Raw genomic sequence first — 18,393 nt, 5'->3', positions numbered from 1 at the left:
ATAATTATCTTTTTATGAATAAAATTAATACTAGAAAGGCACTAAATCCTGCATATAGAAAACACAAACCTTTAAGGAATGATGTTACTACTTTTATAGAAAAATTAAAAGTCTGTATAGAAGCAGTAAAATTAAGTGATGAAAAAGGTGAAAGTGAAGAGCATATAAAATCTCACTTTAAAGATTTCTTTTCCAATACATTTTTTAAAGACAATTATATAAACACTAAAGAAAGAATAGATTTAGCAATCTATTTAGACAGTACTGCAAAATCGGATATTGGTGTTATTATAGAAGCAAAAAAACCAAGTAATAAAGTTGAGTTTATTTCAGAAAGAAATCTAAATAAAAAAGCATTACAAGAATTACTTTTGTATTACTTAAGGGAACGTTTAGATGGTAAAAATAACAATATAAAACATTTGATAGCTACGAATGGCTACGAATGGTTTTTGTTTAAAGCAGAAGATTTTTACAATTATTTTTATAAAAATAAAGCACTAATAAAAGAATACGAAGCTTTTAGAGATGGTTTAAAAGATACTACTAAAAATGAGTTGTTTTATAATGAAATTGCTAAAAAATATATTGAAGAAGTTAAAGAGGAATTACCATTTGTGTATTTAGATTTTAGCAAAGTAAACCTAAACTCTTTAGATGATAATAAACTAAACACTTACTTTAAAATATTTTCTAATGTTCATTTATTAGGACATAGTTTTGGAAACGATAGTAACCAATTAAACAAAAACTTCTATAACGAATTACTACACATTATTGGTTTAGAAGAGGTACCAGATGGTAGTAAAAAAGTAATACAAAGAAAAGATAGTAAATCAAAAGATTACGCATCATTATTAGAAAATACCATTTTTACACTAGAAGATAAGGATTATTTAAGAAAAGTAAATCTAACAGAAGGTCAAGGAAATAAAGCTTTTAATGTTGGTTTAGAATTATGTTTGACTTGGATAAATAGAATTCTTTTTCTTAAGCTTTTAGAATCACAATTAGCAATCTATCACAAAGGAGCAAAAGAATACAAGTTTTTAAATAGTAGTTTTATCAATGGTTTTGATGCATTGAATGATTTGTTTTTTTCAGCTTTAGCAAAACCTTACAATGAAAGACATGAAAAATTCGCGGAAACGTATAAATACATTCCATATTTAAATAGTTCTTTGTTTTCTGTAGAGGATGGTAGTATGGAAGATTTGACTTTCACAATTTCAGCATTAAAAGATGATGAAATGACAGTTCATCCAAGTACTGTTTTGAAAGATGTTAATGGTAAAAAATTTAAAGGCAACCTAAAAACATTAGACTATCTTTTTAAATTTCTTGATGCTTATGACTTTGCTACTGATGGAACAGAAGGAATAGTTGAAGGAAAGGAAACAAAAACATTAATCAATGCATCTGTATTAGGTTTAATATTCGAAAAAATAAACGGGTACAAAGATGGTTCATTTTATACACCTGCATACATAACTATGTATATGTGTAAAGAAACCATACGCAGAACAGTAGTGCAAAAATTCAAAGAAAATGAAAATGATACAATAGAGACATTTGAAGATGTAAAAGCATATACATCACGTTTTTTTAAACCCGACAATTCTAAACGATTCAATACACTCATAAATAGTTTACGCATTTGCGACCCCGCAGTAGGTTCAGGTCACTTTTTAGTATCTGCACTTAATGAATTAATTGTCATTAAAAATGAATTAGGCATATTAGTAGACGAAAAAGGGATACCATTACGAATTGATATACAAATAGAAAGCGACGAACTATACATATCAGATGCGAACGGGTATTTATTTGAATACAACCCTAATGATACAGAAAGCGCTCGTATACAAAAAACACTCTTTGAAGAAAAACAAATCCTTATAGAAAATTGTTTATTTGGTGTAGATATTAACCCAAATTCAGTAAAAATATGTCGTTTACGTTTGTGGATAGAGTTATTAAAAAACGCTTATTATACAGAGAAGAAACAGCTACATACCTTACCAAATATAGATATTAACATTAAATGTGGTAACTCCTTGATAAGCCGTTTTAATTTGCAAGACGATTTAAAAGATGCCTTTAAAGGAAAAGAAGTAAAATACAATTTTACCAATTATAAAAAAGCGGTAAACGATTATAAAAACTCCAACAGTAAAGAGGAAAAATACCAAGTATTAGAAATAATAAACGAAGTAAAAAACAACTTTAAAAGTACACTAGACAATAAATTTATCGACAAAGTATCTAAAGCAGTAGGTACCTATGAAAACGAAAAACAACGACTAGATAATTTAGCACTTTTTGGCGAAAAAATTAAAAAAGCCGAAAAAGACAAACTAAAAAAGCTAAAAGCCGATGCCGATAAGTTTGTACAAGAAAAAGAAGATACTATAAATAATGCTATTTATAATAATGCATTTGAATGGCGTTTTGAATTTCCTGAAGTGTTGGATGATAATGGAAACTATTTAGGTTTTGATGTTGTAATTGGAAATCCTCCTTATGTATACAGAAATGCTGATTTTGATAGCTACAAAAATTATTTTAAAGCTATTTTTTTTGCAACAAGTGGTAACTTTGATTTATATAAATTTTTCATTGAACTTTCTTTGAAAATACAAAAGGTAAATTCATTTCATTCTTTTATAACTAATTCTTCCTTCATTTTACAAAATTCATTTTCTAAAACAAGAGAATTTATTTTAAAAAGCTCACAAATAGTGCAGTTAATACCTTTAGGTCCAAACGTTTTTGAAGAAGCTACAGTCGATTCAGTAGTTTATATTTTAAAGAAAGCTAAAGAGAGTAATAATTTGATAGATGTAAAAACACCTTCCGAACCTAAAGAAATCTATAATACGAAGTCAAAAACAATCGAACAATCAAGGTTCACTAATAATGATGGGTTTATTTTTGATTATTTATTAGACGGAAAAGAATATGCATTGATTGACAAACTTTTTAAAACCTTTCCATTTATCGACACAAAGTATGACATTGGTGTAGGAATCAATACAGGCTATATTAAAGATGAACTGACTTCTGAATCTAAAATTAATGAAAAATATCACCCAATGGTGCCTGGCACAGGAATCCCTGTTAAATATGGTAAAGTTAAAACTAAAGGTTTTATAATGTATGATAAAGAATTTGTTAGAAGTAAAGGTAAATTAGGTCGTTCACTACCTGACGAGAAATTTTTTAATAGACCAAAAATATTGGTTGTAAGAACAAGGAATATTTCAATGAAAGTGCGTATAGTTTCTACTATTGATAATGATAACTGTTATAATTTAAATAGGCTCTCTAATATTATTTCTAAAGATGAAAATAGTTTAGAAGGCTTATTAGGAGTTTTAAATTCAAAATTATTTAACTGGATATATTCTGTAAGGTTTCTTGATTATGAAATTAAGCCTATTTATTTAAGAAATTCTCCTCTTTGCAATTCAAATGATGTAAAGTTAATTAATAAAGTCAACCAAATATTAGCCTTAAAACAAGAAAACCCAGAAGCAGATATAACAACTCTAGAAAAAGAAATAGATGCTATGGTGTATGCGTTATATGGATTAAAACCTGACGAAATACAAATCGTCGAAAATAGTTAATTGAAGTACTTATTTATGTAGTGTTTTGAATTAGATTAATCGTATTATAAATAACTTGTTTTTAGTTAATTAGATTAATTTTTCGTAAATTAGTTATAGAAAACAAATCATTTATTCCTTAATAATTTAGGTTATTCTCTATGGGACGTTACGCTAATTATCCAGCAACAGTTGAAGACTGTTTGTATTTATCAATAAAGAAACTCAAAGAATGGGACTACTTAACTTATAACGGTACAAAATCCGGTACAGTTAGTTGGAGTAGGAACGGAACACCACATTCAAATATTGGGATTAAAGTTACAAAGAATGATTTTGAAACATTTATTGTTTTAGATTACAAATGTAATGGAGAGCCTAAAAATTACAAGGTCAAGATAATCAGTAAACCGTCTAATTTAGGCAAAGGAGAGGTTTTATATTTTGTTTGTCCGAATACTGGAAAGCATTGCAGAAAATTATATTTGCATAGTGGTTATTTTTTACATCGAGAGGCGTTTAACGGATTAATGTATTCAAAACAATTAGAAAGTAAAAAGAATAGGGATTTGGGTAAAATATTTGATGCGTGTTACCTTTCAGACGACGTATATGAAGAACGCTTCAAAAAGTATTTTAAAACGCATTACAACGGCAAAGAAACGAAACGTTTCAAAAGGCTAAATAATAAAATACTTAAAGCTGATAGTTTTCCAGTAGGAACAATTGAAAAATTATTGATGATGTAAAAATATAACCGTTCAGAGATGAGCGGTTTTTTTTTATGGTTTAATGCTAACCGTAATCTTACCGTTGTGAATAATCATTAATGGTTTTTAATAATTTGTTTTGCATTATCTGTTACGCGTAATGAGATAGGGAAAACCAATATGCAACTATCTGTTACGCGCGTATAGGTCAAATTAATATCAGAAGTAAAACGATACGTGCGCGTAATGGTTCGGAAATAAAAGTCATTCCTATCTATTCGCGTGCGTAACGATTTGATTAATCAACTTTTTTCAAATTTAATCCATTAGGGTAACATTAGGGTAAATACTCACCGTAACCTCACCGTTAAAAAATATCATTAATGATTTTAAATGAATATATCTCTATCTCATCACGTGTACAGAGTGCGTAACTAATAATTAAGTTCTAATATCAAACACAATGCAATTAAATCTGTATTGGTATTTTGATTTGGCGCAAAAAGTGTAAAGTGAAGCTAAAAAACGACAGATTTATTTTGCCGTAAATCTTACTTTTTATGGGGACTTTAAAGCCATAATACAAAAATCGTACAAATACAGAAATAAAAAATCCTTAAACTCCTGTTAATCAGTATGTTTAAGGATTTTAATTGTGACCCTTACTGAACAATTTACAAACCATTTTATGAACGATTTAAAGAAATTGGCTTATTTTCAAGTGAATTTGTAAGATAATTTTTTGATTTTTTGTTTTGAAGCGGTTTGCATGTATCGTTAGGGTATGTATTGAAAAACGTTAAATAACTTTATGCTTTTATCTTTTAGCTGTAATAATTATTTGTTGGGTAGATACTTGCATATCCAGATAAAATATAGTGATTAAAAATAAAATATTTATTTAAGAAAATGAATATCAAAATTTGTTGATGATATAATTCAACCTTTCAGATAAAACAAACTTTAGATTTTTTAATTGTGTAAGATTTAATACAGGATATTATTTTATTTAATTTTTATAATGCTTTAAATTGATCGCGTTAAAAGAATATGAAATCATTAAGTAGCTCCAAATAGCAAGTTTATTTTCATCTTGTATTTTTGGCAGATATTGCATTGCGTTTGTTGATTTATAAAAAGAAAAGGCATAATTAATTTCCAGTTCTTTGACAGGTAAGTACTTCAAAGAAAAATCATTTTCATATCCAAGAAACTTTGTCATTTTTTGACCCAAATTATTTAAAAGCGGGTATCGAGTATAAAAAAGGTGAAAATCAGAACGAAGAGATAGTTTACTATTTAAGGGAATTACGGTAAATAGATAAGGATTTACTAAACCTTTTCCGTTAACGTCGGAGGGAAAACGGGTAAAGACATTCATATTTCCATTGAACTTCCATGTCACGCCATATAAGACATCAAAATCTCCCGAACTATTATCTGATAGATTAGGACTGCTGCCACTAATTATTTCTGCACCTAAACGCCAAGTAGATTTCAATAGAGATAATTTAACTTCAGGTTGAAAATAGTAAGCAAATAATTTTTGACCTTTTGAATTACGTCCAAACTGCCAATATGAATTTAAAGTATAATACCATTGTTTCGTTTTAAATTCTATTCTTCCGCCTGCTGTTGCACGAGTATACAATTTCCCTGAACTTGAGTTTTCTAAAAAATCAACAGCATTCAATGAATTAAATGAAAATCCATGATTGTTATTGTAATTGAGACTATTTACCAACAGGTATTTATACCTATTTGATGCAACAGGAGAGTAGGCTGACTCAAATTCAGTGCTGTAGTTTCTGGTAAACAAAAAGAAAAAATCATTAGAGAAATATTTTGAGTATTTCATTATCCGTATTCCTTCATGGGCTCTCCCTTGCTGTGCCCAAGGAGCATCAGAAAATAATCTGCCATTATCTAATAAAACACTTTGCCTTCCCAATCGTACATTTAGAGATTTAATATTAGTCTCAAAATACAATTGATAAAAATTAATGCTTCCAACTTTGGAAGCTTTGCTGTTTTCATCCCAAAGATGAATTTCCTGTAAATCGGATTTAATAAGCCATTTTTCTCTAGCATACTGCATAGAAATTCTGTTTCTCTGGGTAATAATAAAATAAGGATCAATTGAATCGTTGGGAGGAAGAAAATAATTTGAAGTATATTCGACTCTTGGTCTGATTTCAATATTCATTAGAAACTGTTGGGATAAGCTATTTTTTTGCTGTGCGTATAATTGAAATACACATAAATTAATAAAAAGTAATAAGATTTTTTTACTCGCAAGTATTTTGACTATCATACTTCTAATATCCTATAGAATTAGTGTATAAAAGTAATAATAGTATTCATATTTACAATATTATAATTACGTTTGATAATCCGCATTTATAATTTGTTCTGTTAAATCAGTAATGCGATTAGAGCCGGCACTTCTACCAAAGAATCTATGACAAATGCAAAAGCCTGAACGATGATTATTACCAATACTCCATGCATGCAGCAATGTTAAGCTGGAAAATACTGCCCGTCGCTGTTAAAGAAGATCAAAATCTGTCTCACAATTTGTGTGAAACAGATTTTTTTTGGTTTCTCTATTGGTGCAGCGATAAAAAAAATAATTTTGAAGAACATTCTATACTTTTAAATTACCAAATATCATAACTGTAATATTTTTAATGCTCCTCTAGCGACTATGAAAAACACACAAACACCAATAATAAGATCGGGTACCATTGAATTAGTAAAGTATACTAATATACCAGCAATTATGACTCCCATATTAATTACAATATCATTCGAAGTAAAAATCATACTAGCTTCCATATGTGCCTCTTTACTTTTAGATTTTTGAAGCAGGTAAAGGCATAACGAATTACCTACAAGTGCAAATAATGAAACTATTATCATAGTTCCGTATGCAGGAATATGGTCTGAGTCTACAAATCTTCTTAAAACTTCAATAAGTCCCAAAACTGCAAGACCAATCTGAAAATAACCACTTATTTTTGCTACACTTCCTTTTCTTGAAGCTGTGCTCCCGACAGCAAACAGAGCTAAACCATATACAATGCTATCGGCGAACATATCCAAACTGTCGGCAACCAATCCCATCGAATTGGATATAAAACCTGTAATTATCTCTATTAGAAAGAATGAAAAGTTTACAATGAGAACCTGCCATAATAACTTACTTTGCTGTGAGTCACTGTTTGTCTCTACATGTTCTGATGTATGTTCTGATGCCAGCAGAGTGCTGTCCAGATTAAGAGTATCAATTGCATTTGTTATAAGAGTGTCGTCGTCCGTATGATAGATCTTTAATCTTCTGTTTGCAATGTCAAAATCAAGCTGTTTGATTTGTTCTAAACCAGCGAGCTTCATTCGTATTAATTGTTCCTCACTGGGACAATCCATTTTTCTTATATTATATATACTTTTTTTCATAAGACTATATTTTAATCTTAATACCTGCATTTACAACAAATCCGTCTAACGGTGCATAAATATCTTTGAAAACAGGATTTGAAATTGGTCCTGTGTAGATACTTCCAAATTTTGTCTGTCTGGTATCAGTAAAATTTTCAAAATTGGCAAAAATTGAAAAATTTTCCCAAAGCTTTTCTACCATGAAGCCGAAAATCCAATATTCCCTTCCAGTTGTACCATCACTTAACTTTTGAGGACTGTAATAATAAGCTTCTAAACCAGCTTTCCATTTATCTTCGACTTCATACATCAAAACATTATTTAATCTGTGTTTAGCAGTTAAAGGATTTTGAGATTTTATGCCATTGTTGTCTATCGAAGCATCAGCAAAAGTGTACCCAACAAATAGTTTAAAATCTTTATAGCCTAATTTCACATTTGTTTCTGTTCCTTTTGTATCTAAATATCCATTAATATTTACAAATTGGTAAAGGTCATTAGGAAGCGAAGTTAAAATCAGTGGATTATCAACATTTGTATAAAAGAATAATTGATTCAATGATAATGAAATATCTTCGGTAATTTTAGTTTTATAATTCACATCAAAGTTAAGTCCGTAACTTTTTTCAAGTTTATTGAAATCACTATTAATAGGGAGTACATTTTGATATTGAATACGCTCGCTTTCTTCGGTAAAAATAGTTGGTGTTTTGTAGCCTAAACCGCCACCAAGTCGTGAAGTAAGTTTGGAATTAATTTTAAATAAAGCTGAGATTCTAGGTAATAATGAGAATCCGTAATCAACAACATAATCACCTCGAAGACCAGTCTCGATATCCAGCCATTCTTTAGCTTTGACGGTATTCTGAACAAAAGCACCATAAGTGATCTGATTATAGTTTCTTAATGGAAAAGCTGTCTGGCTGTTTTCAGTAAACTTGTCAGTATATAAATTTCCACCAGCAACCCATTCTGCAATTTCTCCATTTTTAGAATAGCTGATTTCTGAGAAAGTACTGTTCTGCAGGCCATCAAAAATATAGTCAGGAATAGTTATAATGCGGCTGAAATTATTAAAACTGTTTTTAATGGTAATAGATTCCTGATCATTAAATTTATGAGTAAGGGTGAACTGAGTGCTTATTCTCTGCGTTTTATTTTTTTCGAAATAACTGTCAGGGTATTTATTTTCGTCTTTTATATAGTCAATATTCCCGCCGATACGATTTTCAAAAACTGTATTAATGCCAAAATTTAGTTTAGTGTTTTCATTAAAATTGACAAAAAGTTTTGGATTAAAATTAAAGCGTTCGAATTTTGGAATCGCAGTAAGCTGTATATCAGCAGGGTCATAAGGAGCGTTTCGGTCATGAGATGCAAAAACAGTCAATCCAATTTTATCAAACTGCTGGGAATAAAAACCATTAATATTCAAACCAAGAGCGGAAGTCCCATTAATTAGAAATCGCAATTCTCTTTCTTCGGTAGGGGTTTTAGATACAAGATTAACCAAACCTGCAATTGCACCACCTCCGTAAAGGGTAGAGGCAGAACCTTTAATTATCTCAACCTGTTTTAAATCTAACGGAGGAGTCTGCAGCAATCCCAGTCCGCTTGATGCACCTGAGTATACAGGAAAACCATCTTTTAAGATTTGTGTATATCGTCCGTCTAGTCCCTGAATTCTGATTGAAGAATTTCCAGAAGTAGCTGAAGTCTGCTGGGTCTGGATTCCGGTACTTTCATTAAGCATCATACGGATATCCCCCGGTTTCATATTTGCTTTTTCTTCAAGTTCTTCTCCTGCTATAAACTCAACTCTGGTTGGAATATTGCTGATTGTTCTTGTACCTCTTGTAGAAATTACCACTATTTCTTTCATTTCTTCGGCTTCTTCTTCCATTTCACTTTGCAATGCAATTTCTATAAAATTGACAGCTGCAGGCACTTTAAAAAGTGTTTTATTGGGAGCATAACCCTCTATTGAGATCGATAATGTGTAGTCTCCATTTTTAAGGTTTTCGATAATGATGTTACCATTATTATCTGATGACAAAACTTCATTGGTTTCTTCAATTTTAGCTGAAGCACCTTTTACAGGTTCATTGGTTGATGTATTTTTTATATGGAATGTGATTTTATTCTGTGCCTGTACAGTGCCAATAGATGCTATTGCCACAATCAATAAAATATATTTAAACATTTGTGATTTCTTAATGTTAATAAAGGTGATAAGCCCGCTTAATTGAAGTTAAGCAGGTAAAAGCGGTATTTTATTAAGAAATTTTAGGAGGCTGCCAGATTTTGCAGATGAAAGAAGAATCGACAAATTTATAGTATGATAGTGTCTGTGAAGCTTCTTCAATTGTGAATTCTAATTTTTCGGTAATAATTGAAGAATTAAAGTTTATTGTAAAACCAATACAGGTTCCACAGGAATAAAATGGCGAACATTTTCCATTGCATTCATCACCGCAGTCATGAGACTCACCCTTGCAGTTTTTTTCCACTCTACACTCAGAGTGTTTAGCAAACGCAGAGCAAGGTACTGTCGAAAGAAACAGTACAATGAACGATAATATTGTTACCCATATTTTCACGCGTCAAAATTATAAATATTTTACTTAGTAATTTCATGTAATTGTTTTTCTTTCGGCTAAGTTTTCTGTTTTTTTGTTAATATAAATATAAAATTATTGTGCTAGTCTTATATAACAAGGATTAAAGTGGTTTGTATTCTGTCAAGTCACCTTTTAAAATATTCAAACCATATATATTTATAGGTAAAAGTCTGGTTAAATACAATTTAAAAGCATAAAAAAAACGCTAATTCCTCGGAATTAACGTTTTTTTAAGAAGTGACGTTTAGTTCACAATTTACAAATCATTTTATGAACGATTTAAAGAAATTAGCTTATTTTTCAAGTGAATTTGTAAGATAATTATTTTAAAAGTTTGTTGATAAGCGGTTTGTATGTATCGTAAGGGTTAAATGTTAAAAATCGTTAATTCAGTAATAGATGTGATTTCTGTCATAATAACTTATAGATTTAAGTTGAAGAGAGCGAAAAAAAATGTCATCAGTAAATTTAAATTATTATTCTTAAAATTTTATAATCAAAATTTGTATATGATAATCTATTGTCCATTAGAAATTATTCAATTTAGCAACATTTTTTATCTTGCTGAATTGGTGGACATGGCACAGTTCCATAACTGCAATATACACAGCAATCACCTTGATTTGGTTTAAGAGTTTGTTTGCAGTTCTCACATTCGTAAAAAAATTGGCATGCATCAGTTGGCATAGTTTCTTCTTTACTGTGGGAGCAAAGGGGGCAGGTTATTATTGATTGTAGAACGATTTTCATTTTAATTTTTTGTTAGTTACTGTATAGCCTGTTGAATTTATTGCTTTTTCAATTTCATTAATAGTAGTTTTGGAATTATCAAATTCTACAATTGCGTTACCATTAGTATAATTTACATTTGAATTTATTATTCCAATCAATTTATTCACTTCGTGATTCACGTGTTTTTCACAGCTGGCACAAGTCATTCCGCTTATTCTAAACTCAGCTTTTTGAGTGCTGGTCTTTTTCACGACCAAGACTTTCTTTTCTGTATTTGGATAAAAAATGCTTGAGTAGTAAGGAAACGAAAGCATGAGGGCTGCAATTACTGTAATTATTCCTAAAAACATTTTTGAATTAACGAATTTCGGATTTTCTTCTCTATCGCAGTTACAGTCTATCAGCTTTTTAGTTTTCAGCTTTTGATACCAAGATAAACCAATAATTATAACAGTCAGGCCGATGAAATAAGGCCTCATTGGTTCAAGCCATGAAAAAGCAGAAGCAATCCCGCTTGTTCCGGCAACTAATGCTAATATGGGAGTAATGCAGCACAATGAAGCAGCTAATGCTGTGAAAAATCCGGCTCCGATCATTTTATTCTCTGTTTTCATATTTTTTCTAAAATTTCATTTTGTGCTAAAATTTCGAAGAAAGGTTTCAGCATTTTTTCATATTCCTTTGTCAATGAATAGAAAATGGTCTGCGCTTCCCGTTTAGTTTCAATAAGTTTTCTGTCTTTTAGTTTCCGTAAGTGCTGTGAAATTGCAGAAATACTCATTTCAAGAATATCACTTATGTCACAGACACAGAGCTGTTTTTCTTCATAAAGTAAAAAGAGAATTCTTAATCTCACATTATTGCCAGCCAATTCAAGCCCACTTGATAAATAGTCAAATGAGGTATTGAGTTCTGATACTCTGTCTTTACAGCGGATTATTTGTTTAATATCTGCTTGCTGTCGTATACAAATTATATCTTCCATAATGCAAATTTATACTTTTTGCTTATTTAAGCAAATGCTAAAATACAAAATAATTGAATTAAAATTTTGAATGATTCCTGCCCATAAAAAAAGACAACTTTTTGAGTTGTCTTTTAAACAGTAAAGCGAAATATTACTTTTTGCAATCTTTCGGAGCACAAGTTCCCGAATCGTCACTACAGCAATGCGTAGAACATTTTTCAGTGCAGTTTTTCTTTGCATCAGTTTTTGATAAGTTCGCATAAGCGAAGATACTTCCAGCAGACAATACCAATGCTGCAAGAGTAATGTACATTTTGTTTTTCATAATTTTAATTTTAATGATTAATACTACTTAAGACGCACTAATCTAAAAATGATGCAGGCTTTGCTGATTTTTTTTTTTTAACAGCCTGAATTTTCTATATATGAAGTTTTCAAAAATGATTCGGTGTTATCAGCATTTTCCTCCGCTGCATGATTTTTTAGAGGTAACGTTCATAATATTTCCACGGCGGTCTAATTCAATACTGCAGCAATCCAGAAGCATTTCCTTTAATTTGGATCTGCCTCTTTGCACTCTAGAACGGATGGAAGGGTAGGCAAGGCTGTATTTTTCTGTTAAGTCTTTCTGTTTAATTCCATGTATTTCGCTATCCATGATAATGTCCCGATAGTCTTCCGGCAGCCGCTCAATGAATTTTATTAAACAGCAGTCCAGACTTTCCGAAGTATCAAAATCTGTTTCATGCATAATCTTTTGCATCATACATTCGGTCAGCTCTGATTTCTTATGATTGGAATCTTTTCGGTAATAATCAATAATGGAATTTCTTGTGATTGTGAAAATCCAGCTTTTTAGTTTGCCTTCGTCGGTAAGTGATCCTAAATTCTCGTTTATCTTTATAAAAACTTCCTGCAAAACATCGGATGCATCGTCGGTATCATTTATACGAGCCTTTATATATCTGCCCAAGATGATATAAAACTGATTGTGAATAGTATTTATTTCCAAATTCATAAAATTTATCTTCTGCTTATGCAATAAGATGGATTAACAACAATTGATTTTACTTCTGAAATTATTCCATAAGTTGGCCGTTTTTGGAATGCATAAGAAAAGATGAAGAATTGCCATTAGGATAGCTCCCGGCAAAAGATTTACAATTAACAGATTAAAGAATCCTGGAGATTGATTTATATTGTAAATCATAATTTCCCCATTTTGAAAAGTAAACCTGATGGAGAGATAAACTGCAATTGACGCAAAATGAAAACCATTTACAAATAAATGGACAATGTATTCCCAGCGGGGAAGCCCTCCCATAAACTGCCTGCTGTCTTTTTCTATAAAAGCATCGTAACCGAGAACCAGTATATCCAGAATGACAATGGTCAAGCCTATTACAAAACTAGTATGATTATCCTGTTTCAAGAACAGAAAATAAAGGATTGCCGGAAAGAAGACAGCTCTCAAAGTATGGGTAATGTGCTCGGTTTTACTTTCTTCTCGATCGTGAAGCTGGTATTTGAAAATATGCAGATAAAAGCCGTCATATAAGGCCAAGACCGCAAATAGGACAAGAAAGAAGGATGAAATGATAATTGCTGTTTCCATTTTATTTTTGATTGATTATAAAAGCAAAACTATTGGAAAGTATAATTAGCAAAAAGGACAAATGTCCTCGAATTTACAGACTAATTTCTTTTCTGATCCTGCTCAGCGTCCTGCGTGTTATTCCAAGATAGCTTGCAATATCATTTACTGAAGCCTTGTTTACAACAGCAGGCTGTTCCTTAAGCATGCGCATGTATTTTTCCTTTGCAGTTTCATTGCACAAAACACTGGCATACTGTTCCATTACCATATACTGCCGTTCGGCAATTGTCCTTCCGATATTCTGCCAGAGAGGGCTCTTTTGATAGAGATTCTGCAGGTCATTGTAACTGATTGTTATAAGTTCCGTATCTTCCACTGCCTGAATGGAAAGTTCCGAATGCTGCTGCGAAATAAAGCTTTTATATGAAGCTGTCAGATTATTTTCTGCACAGAAGCAGGAAGTCACTTCTTCGGATTTTTCATTTATGTAATATGTCCTTAGCAAACCTTTTTTAATAAAAGCCGCTTCATGAGAGGTTTTGCCGATCTCTGCAAAATAACTGTTTCGGGCTAATGTCCTTGTTTTGAAATACTGACTGTACTTTTCAAATTCCTGATCGCTTAGAGGGACAATGCTCTTTAAAAATAATTTAAAACTTTCCATAGCAGGTTTTATTTCAATACATTAATATGCTTTTCTAAGCATAAAGGCGTAAATGTCCGGAAGAGGACTCTCTTCAATAGCGCGGGCTGCTTTTTCAATATCATACGGAACTCTTATGAATTCTACTTTAATGCCGTCTTTTTTGGAAATATTGCTGCTTTTTTCAATTGTTATCACAGCATAACAGCAGTGTGGATTTCTATCTTTAGGTTTTCCAACCGACCCTGCATTAATGGCGTGAAAATAAGTGCCTTTTTTATTTGGATTTTCCAATATGCGATGATACGGCAGATGAGAATGTCCGCAGATAAGAATGTCCGTATTGGAATCAAGAAAGATGTCGGTAAAATCTTTCTCATTTTTATCCTCAAGCAAATATTCCCTGTTGCTGTAAGGACTCCCATGGACCATCAAAATTTTTATAAGTCTGCTGGCCGTCTGGTATTCAAGTTTAATATGGGCAGGAAGAGCAGAAAGATATTTGATCTGCTCTTTGCCCACAATCTGATATGCGTAGCTTTGAATGTCATTTGAACCGTCATTATGTATCTCGACAGCTTTGACATCGTGATTTCCTGCAAGGGTAGGGATATGCTTTTTACGAATCTCATTGATCACGGCATTGGGGCATAAATTGTAGCCTACTAAATCTCCTAAGCAGTAAACGGCATCAATATTCTGCTCTTCAATACTTTTTAGGGTCTGCTCCAATGCGGGGAAGTTCGCATGTATATCCGATATTATTGCAATTCTCATATTTCTTTTAAGCAGTTTCTGCAGGCAGTTGTTTTGTAAAATACTTTTTTCTAAACCAAAATGCAAGGTTTACCAGTGCTATAAGAGCAGGTACTTCTACCAAAGGACCAATAACACCTGCAAATGCCTGTCCGCTGTTTATTCCGAATACTCCAATTGCCACGGCAATAGCCAATTCAAAATTATTGCCGGTGGCTGTAAACGCAATAGATGTAGCCTTTGAATAGTCAGCCCCAAAATATTTTCCTGTAAAAAAGCTGATGACAAACATTAAAGTAAAGTATATGACAAGCGGTATTGCAATACGCACGACATCCATCGGGATTTGAACAATAAGTTCCCCTTTCAGGCTGAACATTACAATGATCGTAAAGAGCAGTGAAATAAGAGTAATCGGTGAGATAAACGGCACGTACTTATCCTCAAACCATTCAGAGCCTTTTAAAGCTATCAAAGCATAGCGGCTTATGATTCCCAGAGCAAATGGAATACCTAGATAGATACCCACACTCTCGGCAATCTGTGCAATGATGATATTGACTTCAAAACCATCATATCCAAAATAGGGAGGTAGAATGGTTATAAAAATGTAAGCGTATACACTATAAAGCAGTACCTGAAAAATACTGTTTAGGGCAATTAGTCCTGCAGCATATTCGCGGTTTCCGTCTGCCAGATCGTTCCATACCACAACCATTGCGATACAACGTGCCAGGCCAATCAGGATCACCCCGATCATGTATTCAGGATATCCGCTTAAAAACAGGAGCGCCAACAAAAACATCAAGACAGGGCCTACAATCCAGTTCAGGAATAAAGAGGCGCCCAAGACTTTAGTGTTCTTGAAAACCTGTCCCATCTGTTCGTATTTTACTTTTGCCAGTGGCGGGTACATCATCAGGATAAGTCCTATTGCCAATGGAATGTTTGTTGTTCCGCTGGAGAAAGAATTGATGAAATCTCCGCTGGAAGGAATAAAGTATCCTATAGCCACGCCTATAGCCATAGCAAGGAAAATCCAAAGGGTCAAGAAGCGGTCAAGGAAGCTTAACTTTTTGCGTCCGACAGCTGGTGCACAGTTATTTGCTGACATTTTATTTTTTTATTTGTGAGAATATGTAAAACATTTCAGTTCCAATCTGCAGACTGCGCTCCAGATAAGTTTCTTTCTGCTGAGGCGTTCCGTCGGAAATTTTTGGATCTTCAAAAGTGATCGGGATTCTTTTCTCAGCGCCTGCTATAAACGGGCATCCACCGTCAGCCTGCGAACAGGTCATTATTGCGGCAAATCCGCTTTCAGGATTGAAATCATCATCATAGGTTTTGGAAAAACCGATAACAGGAAGTTCGTCAGCTGAATATTTTATTGAATAAACGGGGTTTGAACCCTCTGAAAGGGTTTTGATGTTGAATCCTGAATCCTTCAAAGTCTCCGCTGCCATCGGGAAAAGGGCAGTAGCCTCGGTTCCTCCTGAATAGCATGAAACGTTTTTGATGCCGTAATAGGCGGCGGCAGTCTGCGCCCAAACCTGCGATAAGTGGCTTCTTCTGGAATTATGCGTGCAGATCAGGTTTAGTCTGGTTTCCAGCTTACTGTCCACTTTGGTCTGAATGAAGTCGATTAATGGCTGCAGGACTGCTTTGCGATCTTCAGAGATCTGCTTAAAATCAAATGATTTAACGGTATTCTCAATTTGTGGATATAACATAGTTTTTTGGCTGTAAAGGTTTATTGATTATCTGTTTAATGATTAGCAGCATCCTCCGCCCGGAGTGCATGAAGAAACATTATCAGTATTTAGCTGAGATAATTTTACTTTAGGCTTATCAGATGGAATACCGCACTGCTCCTGAGCTAAGCAGGCTGTCTGTTTATTAAGCAGAGTGAAGTTTTTGCCGTTAAAATCCAAATCGTATTTCCCGATTGTAGTGTTCTGGTACTCCACTTCAATTTCATTGTCTTCAATTCCCAAGACTTTTTCTGAAAGCTCAATGATGTGGATCAGTTTCTGAGGTTTAAGCCTGTGCTCGTAGTCGTTGGCATCCCAAAGCTGGAAGTTTACAACTGTTTCTTTTCTTACTGTTCCTCCGCAGTCGATGAAGTTTTTGGTAACCAAGCCTACTTCAGTTACGTGAAAATATTCTGGTACAAATGTGCCGTCCGGCAATTCAAAATTTACAGCTTCCACTGTTTTAAGCACTTCTTTAATTTCTGAAAGTTTCATAATTTTTTATATTTAGTTAAACTATATTTTTTATTAATTAATAACGGAGCTTCTTCTTTCAAGAAGCGCAGTATTTCTCCAGATACCATTCTGTTTTCCGATTTTTTCTCTTGTTCCAAGTATTCGGAAGCCTGCTTTTTCATGGATGCGGAGACTTGCTGTATTCTCAGGAAAGATTCCTGCCTGAAGCGTCCAGATTCCTTCTGTTTCGCTCTGTCGGACAAGTTCATTTAAAAGGGTAAGCCCGACTCCTTTTCCTGAATGTGCTGGATCCACATATACGCTCACCTCTGCAACCCCCGCATAAACGCAGCGTGAAGAAACAGGTGTAAGGGCAGCCCAGCCAATTACCTTGCCATCTTCCTGCATCACAACCCGGCATGACTTAAGATGTGACTGGTCCCAGTCTTCCCATGAAGGGGCGCTGGTCTGGAAAGTGGCATTGCCGGTATCTATCCCTTTTTGGTAAATTATTTTTACCTGATCCCAGTGTTTATCCGAAAGTTTTCTGATTTCCATATTTTTATAGATTAGCAGCATTCACTTCGCTTTTTTGCCAAATGATCTGATATATGCTCAAAGAAACCTTTTATCTTTTCAAGTCCAGGTTCGTTGATGCAGTAGCAGATAGAATTTCCTTCGATGCTTCCTTTAATCAGTCCCGCATTTTTCAATTCTTTCAAATGCTGTGAAACGGTCGGCTGTGAAAGGGGAAGTTCGTTTACAATATCTCCGCAGATGCAAGCATCCACTTTTAATAAATATTCCATAATAGCAATACGCGCAGGATGGCCTAATGCTTTTGCTAAAACAGCCAGCTCGTTCTGGCTTTCTGTAAAGTGATCTGTTTTTGTTGCTCCCATCGTTTTATATTTATATTGCAATATTACGATAATAATTTAAATAAAAAAAAATATAAAGATTTATTTTTATGAAGATGAAGGCATCGGCTAAGAAAAAGATTCGATGCATATGGTTTTATAATATTGTTTGTTACCCGAATGCTAGTTTTATCAAACCAATGTATAAAGCAATAATTACATGGTTTATCGTTAGCTGATATTATATA

19 protein-coding genes are annotated in these 18,393 nt (G+C 32.9%); 2 read left to right on the top strand and 17 right to left on the bottom strand.

All coding sequences use genetic code 11. From position 1 onward, the window contains the following. The first annotated feature begins 14 nt into the window (after positions 1–14). Together K6T82_RS11050 and K6T82_RS11045 are read left to right on the top strand one after the other, a co-directional pair. On the top strand, positions 15–3,632 hold the full coding sequence (locus K6T82_RS11050) for a type IIG restriction enzyme/methyltransferase (protein WP_223705946.1): 3,618 nt from the start codon (positions 15–17) through the stop codon (positions 3,630–3,632). A 140-nt stretch (positions 3,633–3,772) separates the two neighbouring features. Further along, positions 3,773–4,360: a hypothetical protein gene (locus K6T82_RS11045; RefSeq protein WP_223705945.1), complete on the top strand. Its 588-nt coding sequence runs from the start codon at positions 3,773–3,775 to the stop codon at positions 4,358–4,360. A gap of 970 nt (positions 4,361–5,330) precedes the next feature. On the opposite strand, the gene K6T82_RS11040 is transcribed toward K6T82_RS11045, so the two are convergent. The 17 genes from K6T82_RS11040 to K6T82_RS10965 all read right to left on the bottom strand — a co-directional run bounded on the left by K6T82_RS11040 (position 5,331) and on the right by K6T82_RS10965 (position 18,187). Further along, complete coding sequence (locus tag K6T82_RS11040) at positions 5,331–6,527, bottom strand: alginate export family protein (protein WP_223705944.1); 1,197 nt, start codon at positions 6,525–6,527, stop codon at positions 5,331–5,333. 464 nt (positions 6,528–6,991) lie between these two features. Beyond that, positions 6,992–7,780: a cation efflux transmembrane domain-containing protein gene (locus tag K6T82_RS11035; protein ID WP_035691042.1), complete on the bottom strand. Its 789-nt coding sequence runs from the start codon at positions 7,778–7,780 to the stop codon at positions 6,992–6,994. A gap of 4 nt (positions 7,781–7,784) precedes the next feature. Then, entirely contained in the window at positions 7,785–9,965 is a 2,181-nt protein-coding gene (locus tag K6T82_RS11030; protein WP_223705943.1) for a TonB-dependent receptor, read from the bottom strand. A gap of 73 nt (positions 9,966–10,038) precedes the next feature. Next, entirely contained in the window at positions 10,039–10,362 is a 324-nt protein-coding gene (locus K6T82_RS24675) for a DUF6660 family protein (protein ID WP_012025079.1), read from the bottom strand. 564 nt (positions 10,363–10,926) lie between these two features. Further along, entirely contained in the window at positions 10,927–11,133 is a 207-nt protein-coding gene (locus K6T82_RS11025; protein ID WP_012025078.1) for a GDCCVxC domain-containing (seleno)protein, read from the bottom strand. Beyond that, positions 11,130–11,729 carry a mercuric transport protein MerTP gene (gene merTP / locus K6T82_RS11020; RefSeq protein WP_072953533.1) on the bottom strand — a complete coding sequence of 200 codons (600 nt, stop codon included), beginning with the start codon at positions 11,727–11,729 and terminating at the stop codon, positions 11,130–11,132. Before merTP ends, K6T82_RS11025 begins: the two co-directional genes overlap by 4 nt. Further along, a complete protein-coding gene (locus K6T82_RS11015; protein ID WP_008463711.1) occupies positions 11,726–12,100 on the bottom strand; it encodes an ArsR/SmtB family transcription factor in 375 nt (124 codons plus the stop codon). Before K6T82_RS11015 ends, merTP begins: the two co-directional genes overlap by 4 nt. A gap of 133 nt (positions 12,101–12,233) precedes the next feature. Then, positions 12,234–12,407: a hypothetical protein gene (locus tag K6T82_RS11010; RefSeq protein ID WP_157498527.1), complete on the bottom strand. Its 174-nt coding sequence runs from the start codon at positions 12,405–12,407 to the stop codon at positions 12,234–12,236. Between the two features lie 129 nt (positions 12,408–12,536). Further along, positions 12,537–13,100: an RNA polymerase sigma factor SigZ gene (sigZ, locus tag K6T82_RS11005; protein WP_072953532.1), complete on the bottom strand. Its 564-nt coding sequence runs from the start codon at positions 13,098–13,100 to the stop codon at positions 12,537–12,539. A 33-nt stretch (positions 13,101–13,133) separates the two neighbouring features. Next, positions 13,134–13,697 (bottom strand): hypothetical protein, encoded by a 564-nt coding sequence (locus K6T82_RS11000; RefSeq protein ID WP_072953530.1) that lies wholly within the window; start codon positions 13,695–13,697, stop codon positions 13,134–13,136. 73 nt (positions 13,698–13,770) lie between these two features. After that, complete coding sequence (locus tag K6T82_RS10995; protein WP_072953528.1) at positions 13,771–14,343, bottom strand: Crp/Fnr family transcriptional regulator; 573 nt, start codon at positions 14,341–14,343, stop codon at positions 13,771–13,773. 21 nt (positions 14,344–14,364) lie between these two features. Beyond that, a complete protein-coding gene (locus K6T82_RS10990) occupies positions 14,365–15,099 on the bottom strand; it encodes a metallophosphoesterase family protein (RefSeq protein ID WP_129053267.1) in 735 nt (244 codons plus the stop codon). 7 nt (positions 15,100–15,106) lie between these two features. Beyond that, complete coding sequence (arsB, locus tag K6T82_RS10985; RefSeq protein WP_129053268.1) at positions 15,107–16,192, bottom strand: ACR3 family arsenite efflux transporter; 1,086 nt, start codon at positions 16,190–16,192, stop codon at positions 15,107–15,109. A gap of 1 nt (position 16,193) precedes the next feature. Next, positions 16,194–16,808 carry an arsenate-mycothiol transferase ArsC gene (locus tag K6T82_RS10980; RefSeq protein ID WP_223705942.1) on the bottom strand — a complete coding sequence of 205 codons (615 nt, stop codon included), beginning with the start codon at positions 16,806–16,808 and terminating at the stop codon, positions 16,194–16,196. Between the two features lie 42 nt (positions 16,809–16,850). Next, positions 16,851–17,324, bottom strand: coding sequence for a DUF6428 family protein (locus K6T82_RS10975; protein ID WP_041515704.1), 474 nt, complete (start codon positions 17,322–17,324; stop codon positions 16,851–16,853). A 33-nt stretch (positions 17,325–17,357) separates the two neighbouring features. After that, a complete protein-coding gene (locus K6T82_RS10970) occupies positions 17,358–17,864 on the bottom strand; it encodes a GNAT family N-acetyltransferase (protein ID WP_041515705.1) in 507 nt (168 codons plus the stop codon). After that, the gene (locus tag K6T82_RS10965; protein WP_041515706.1) at positions 17,855–18,187 is read right to left on the bottom strand and encodes an ArsR/SmtB family transcription factor; all 333 of its coding nucleotides are present in this window, start codon (positions 18,185–18,187) and stop codon (positions 17,855–17,857) included. The genes K6T82_RS10970 and K6T82_RS10965 overlap by 10 nt, the downstream gene beginning before the upstream one ends. Positions 18,188–18,393 lie beyond the last annotated feature (206 nt).

This window comes from Flavobacterium potami, assembly GCF_020026915.1.
GTDB lineage: Bacteria > Bacteroidota > Bacteroidia > Flavobacteriales > Flavobacteriaceae > Flavobacterium > Flavobacterium potami.
This window is presented reverse-complemented; position numbering and strand designations above follow the sequence as displayed.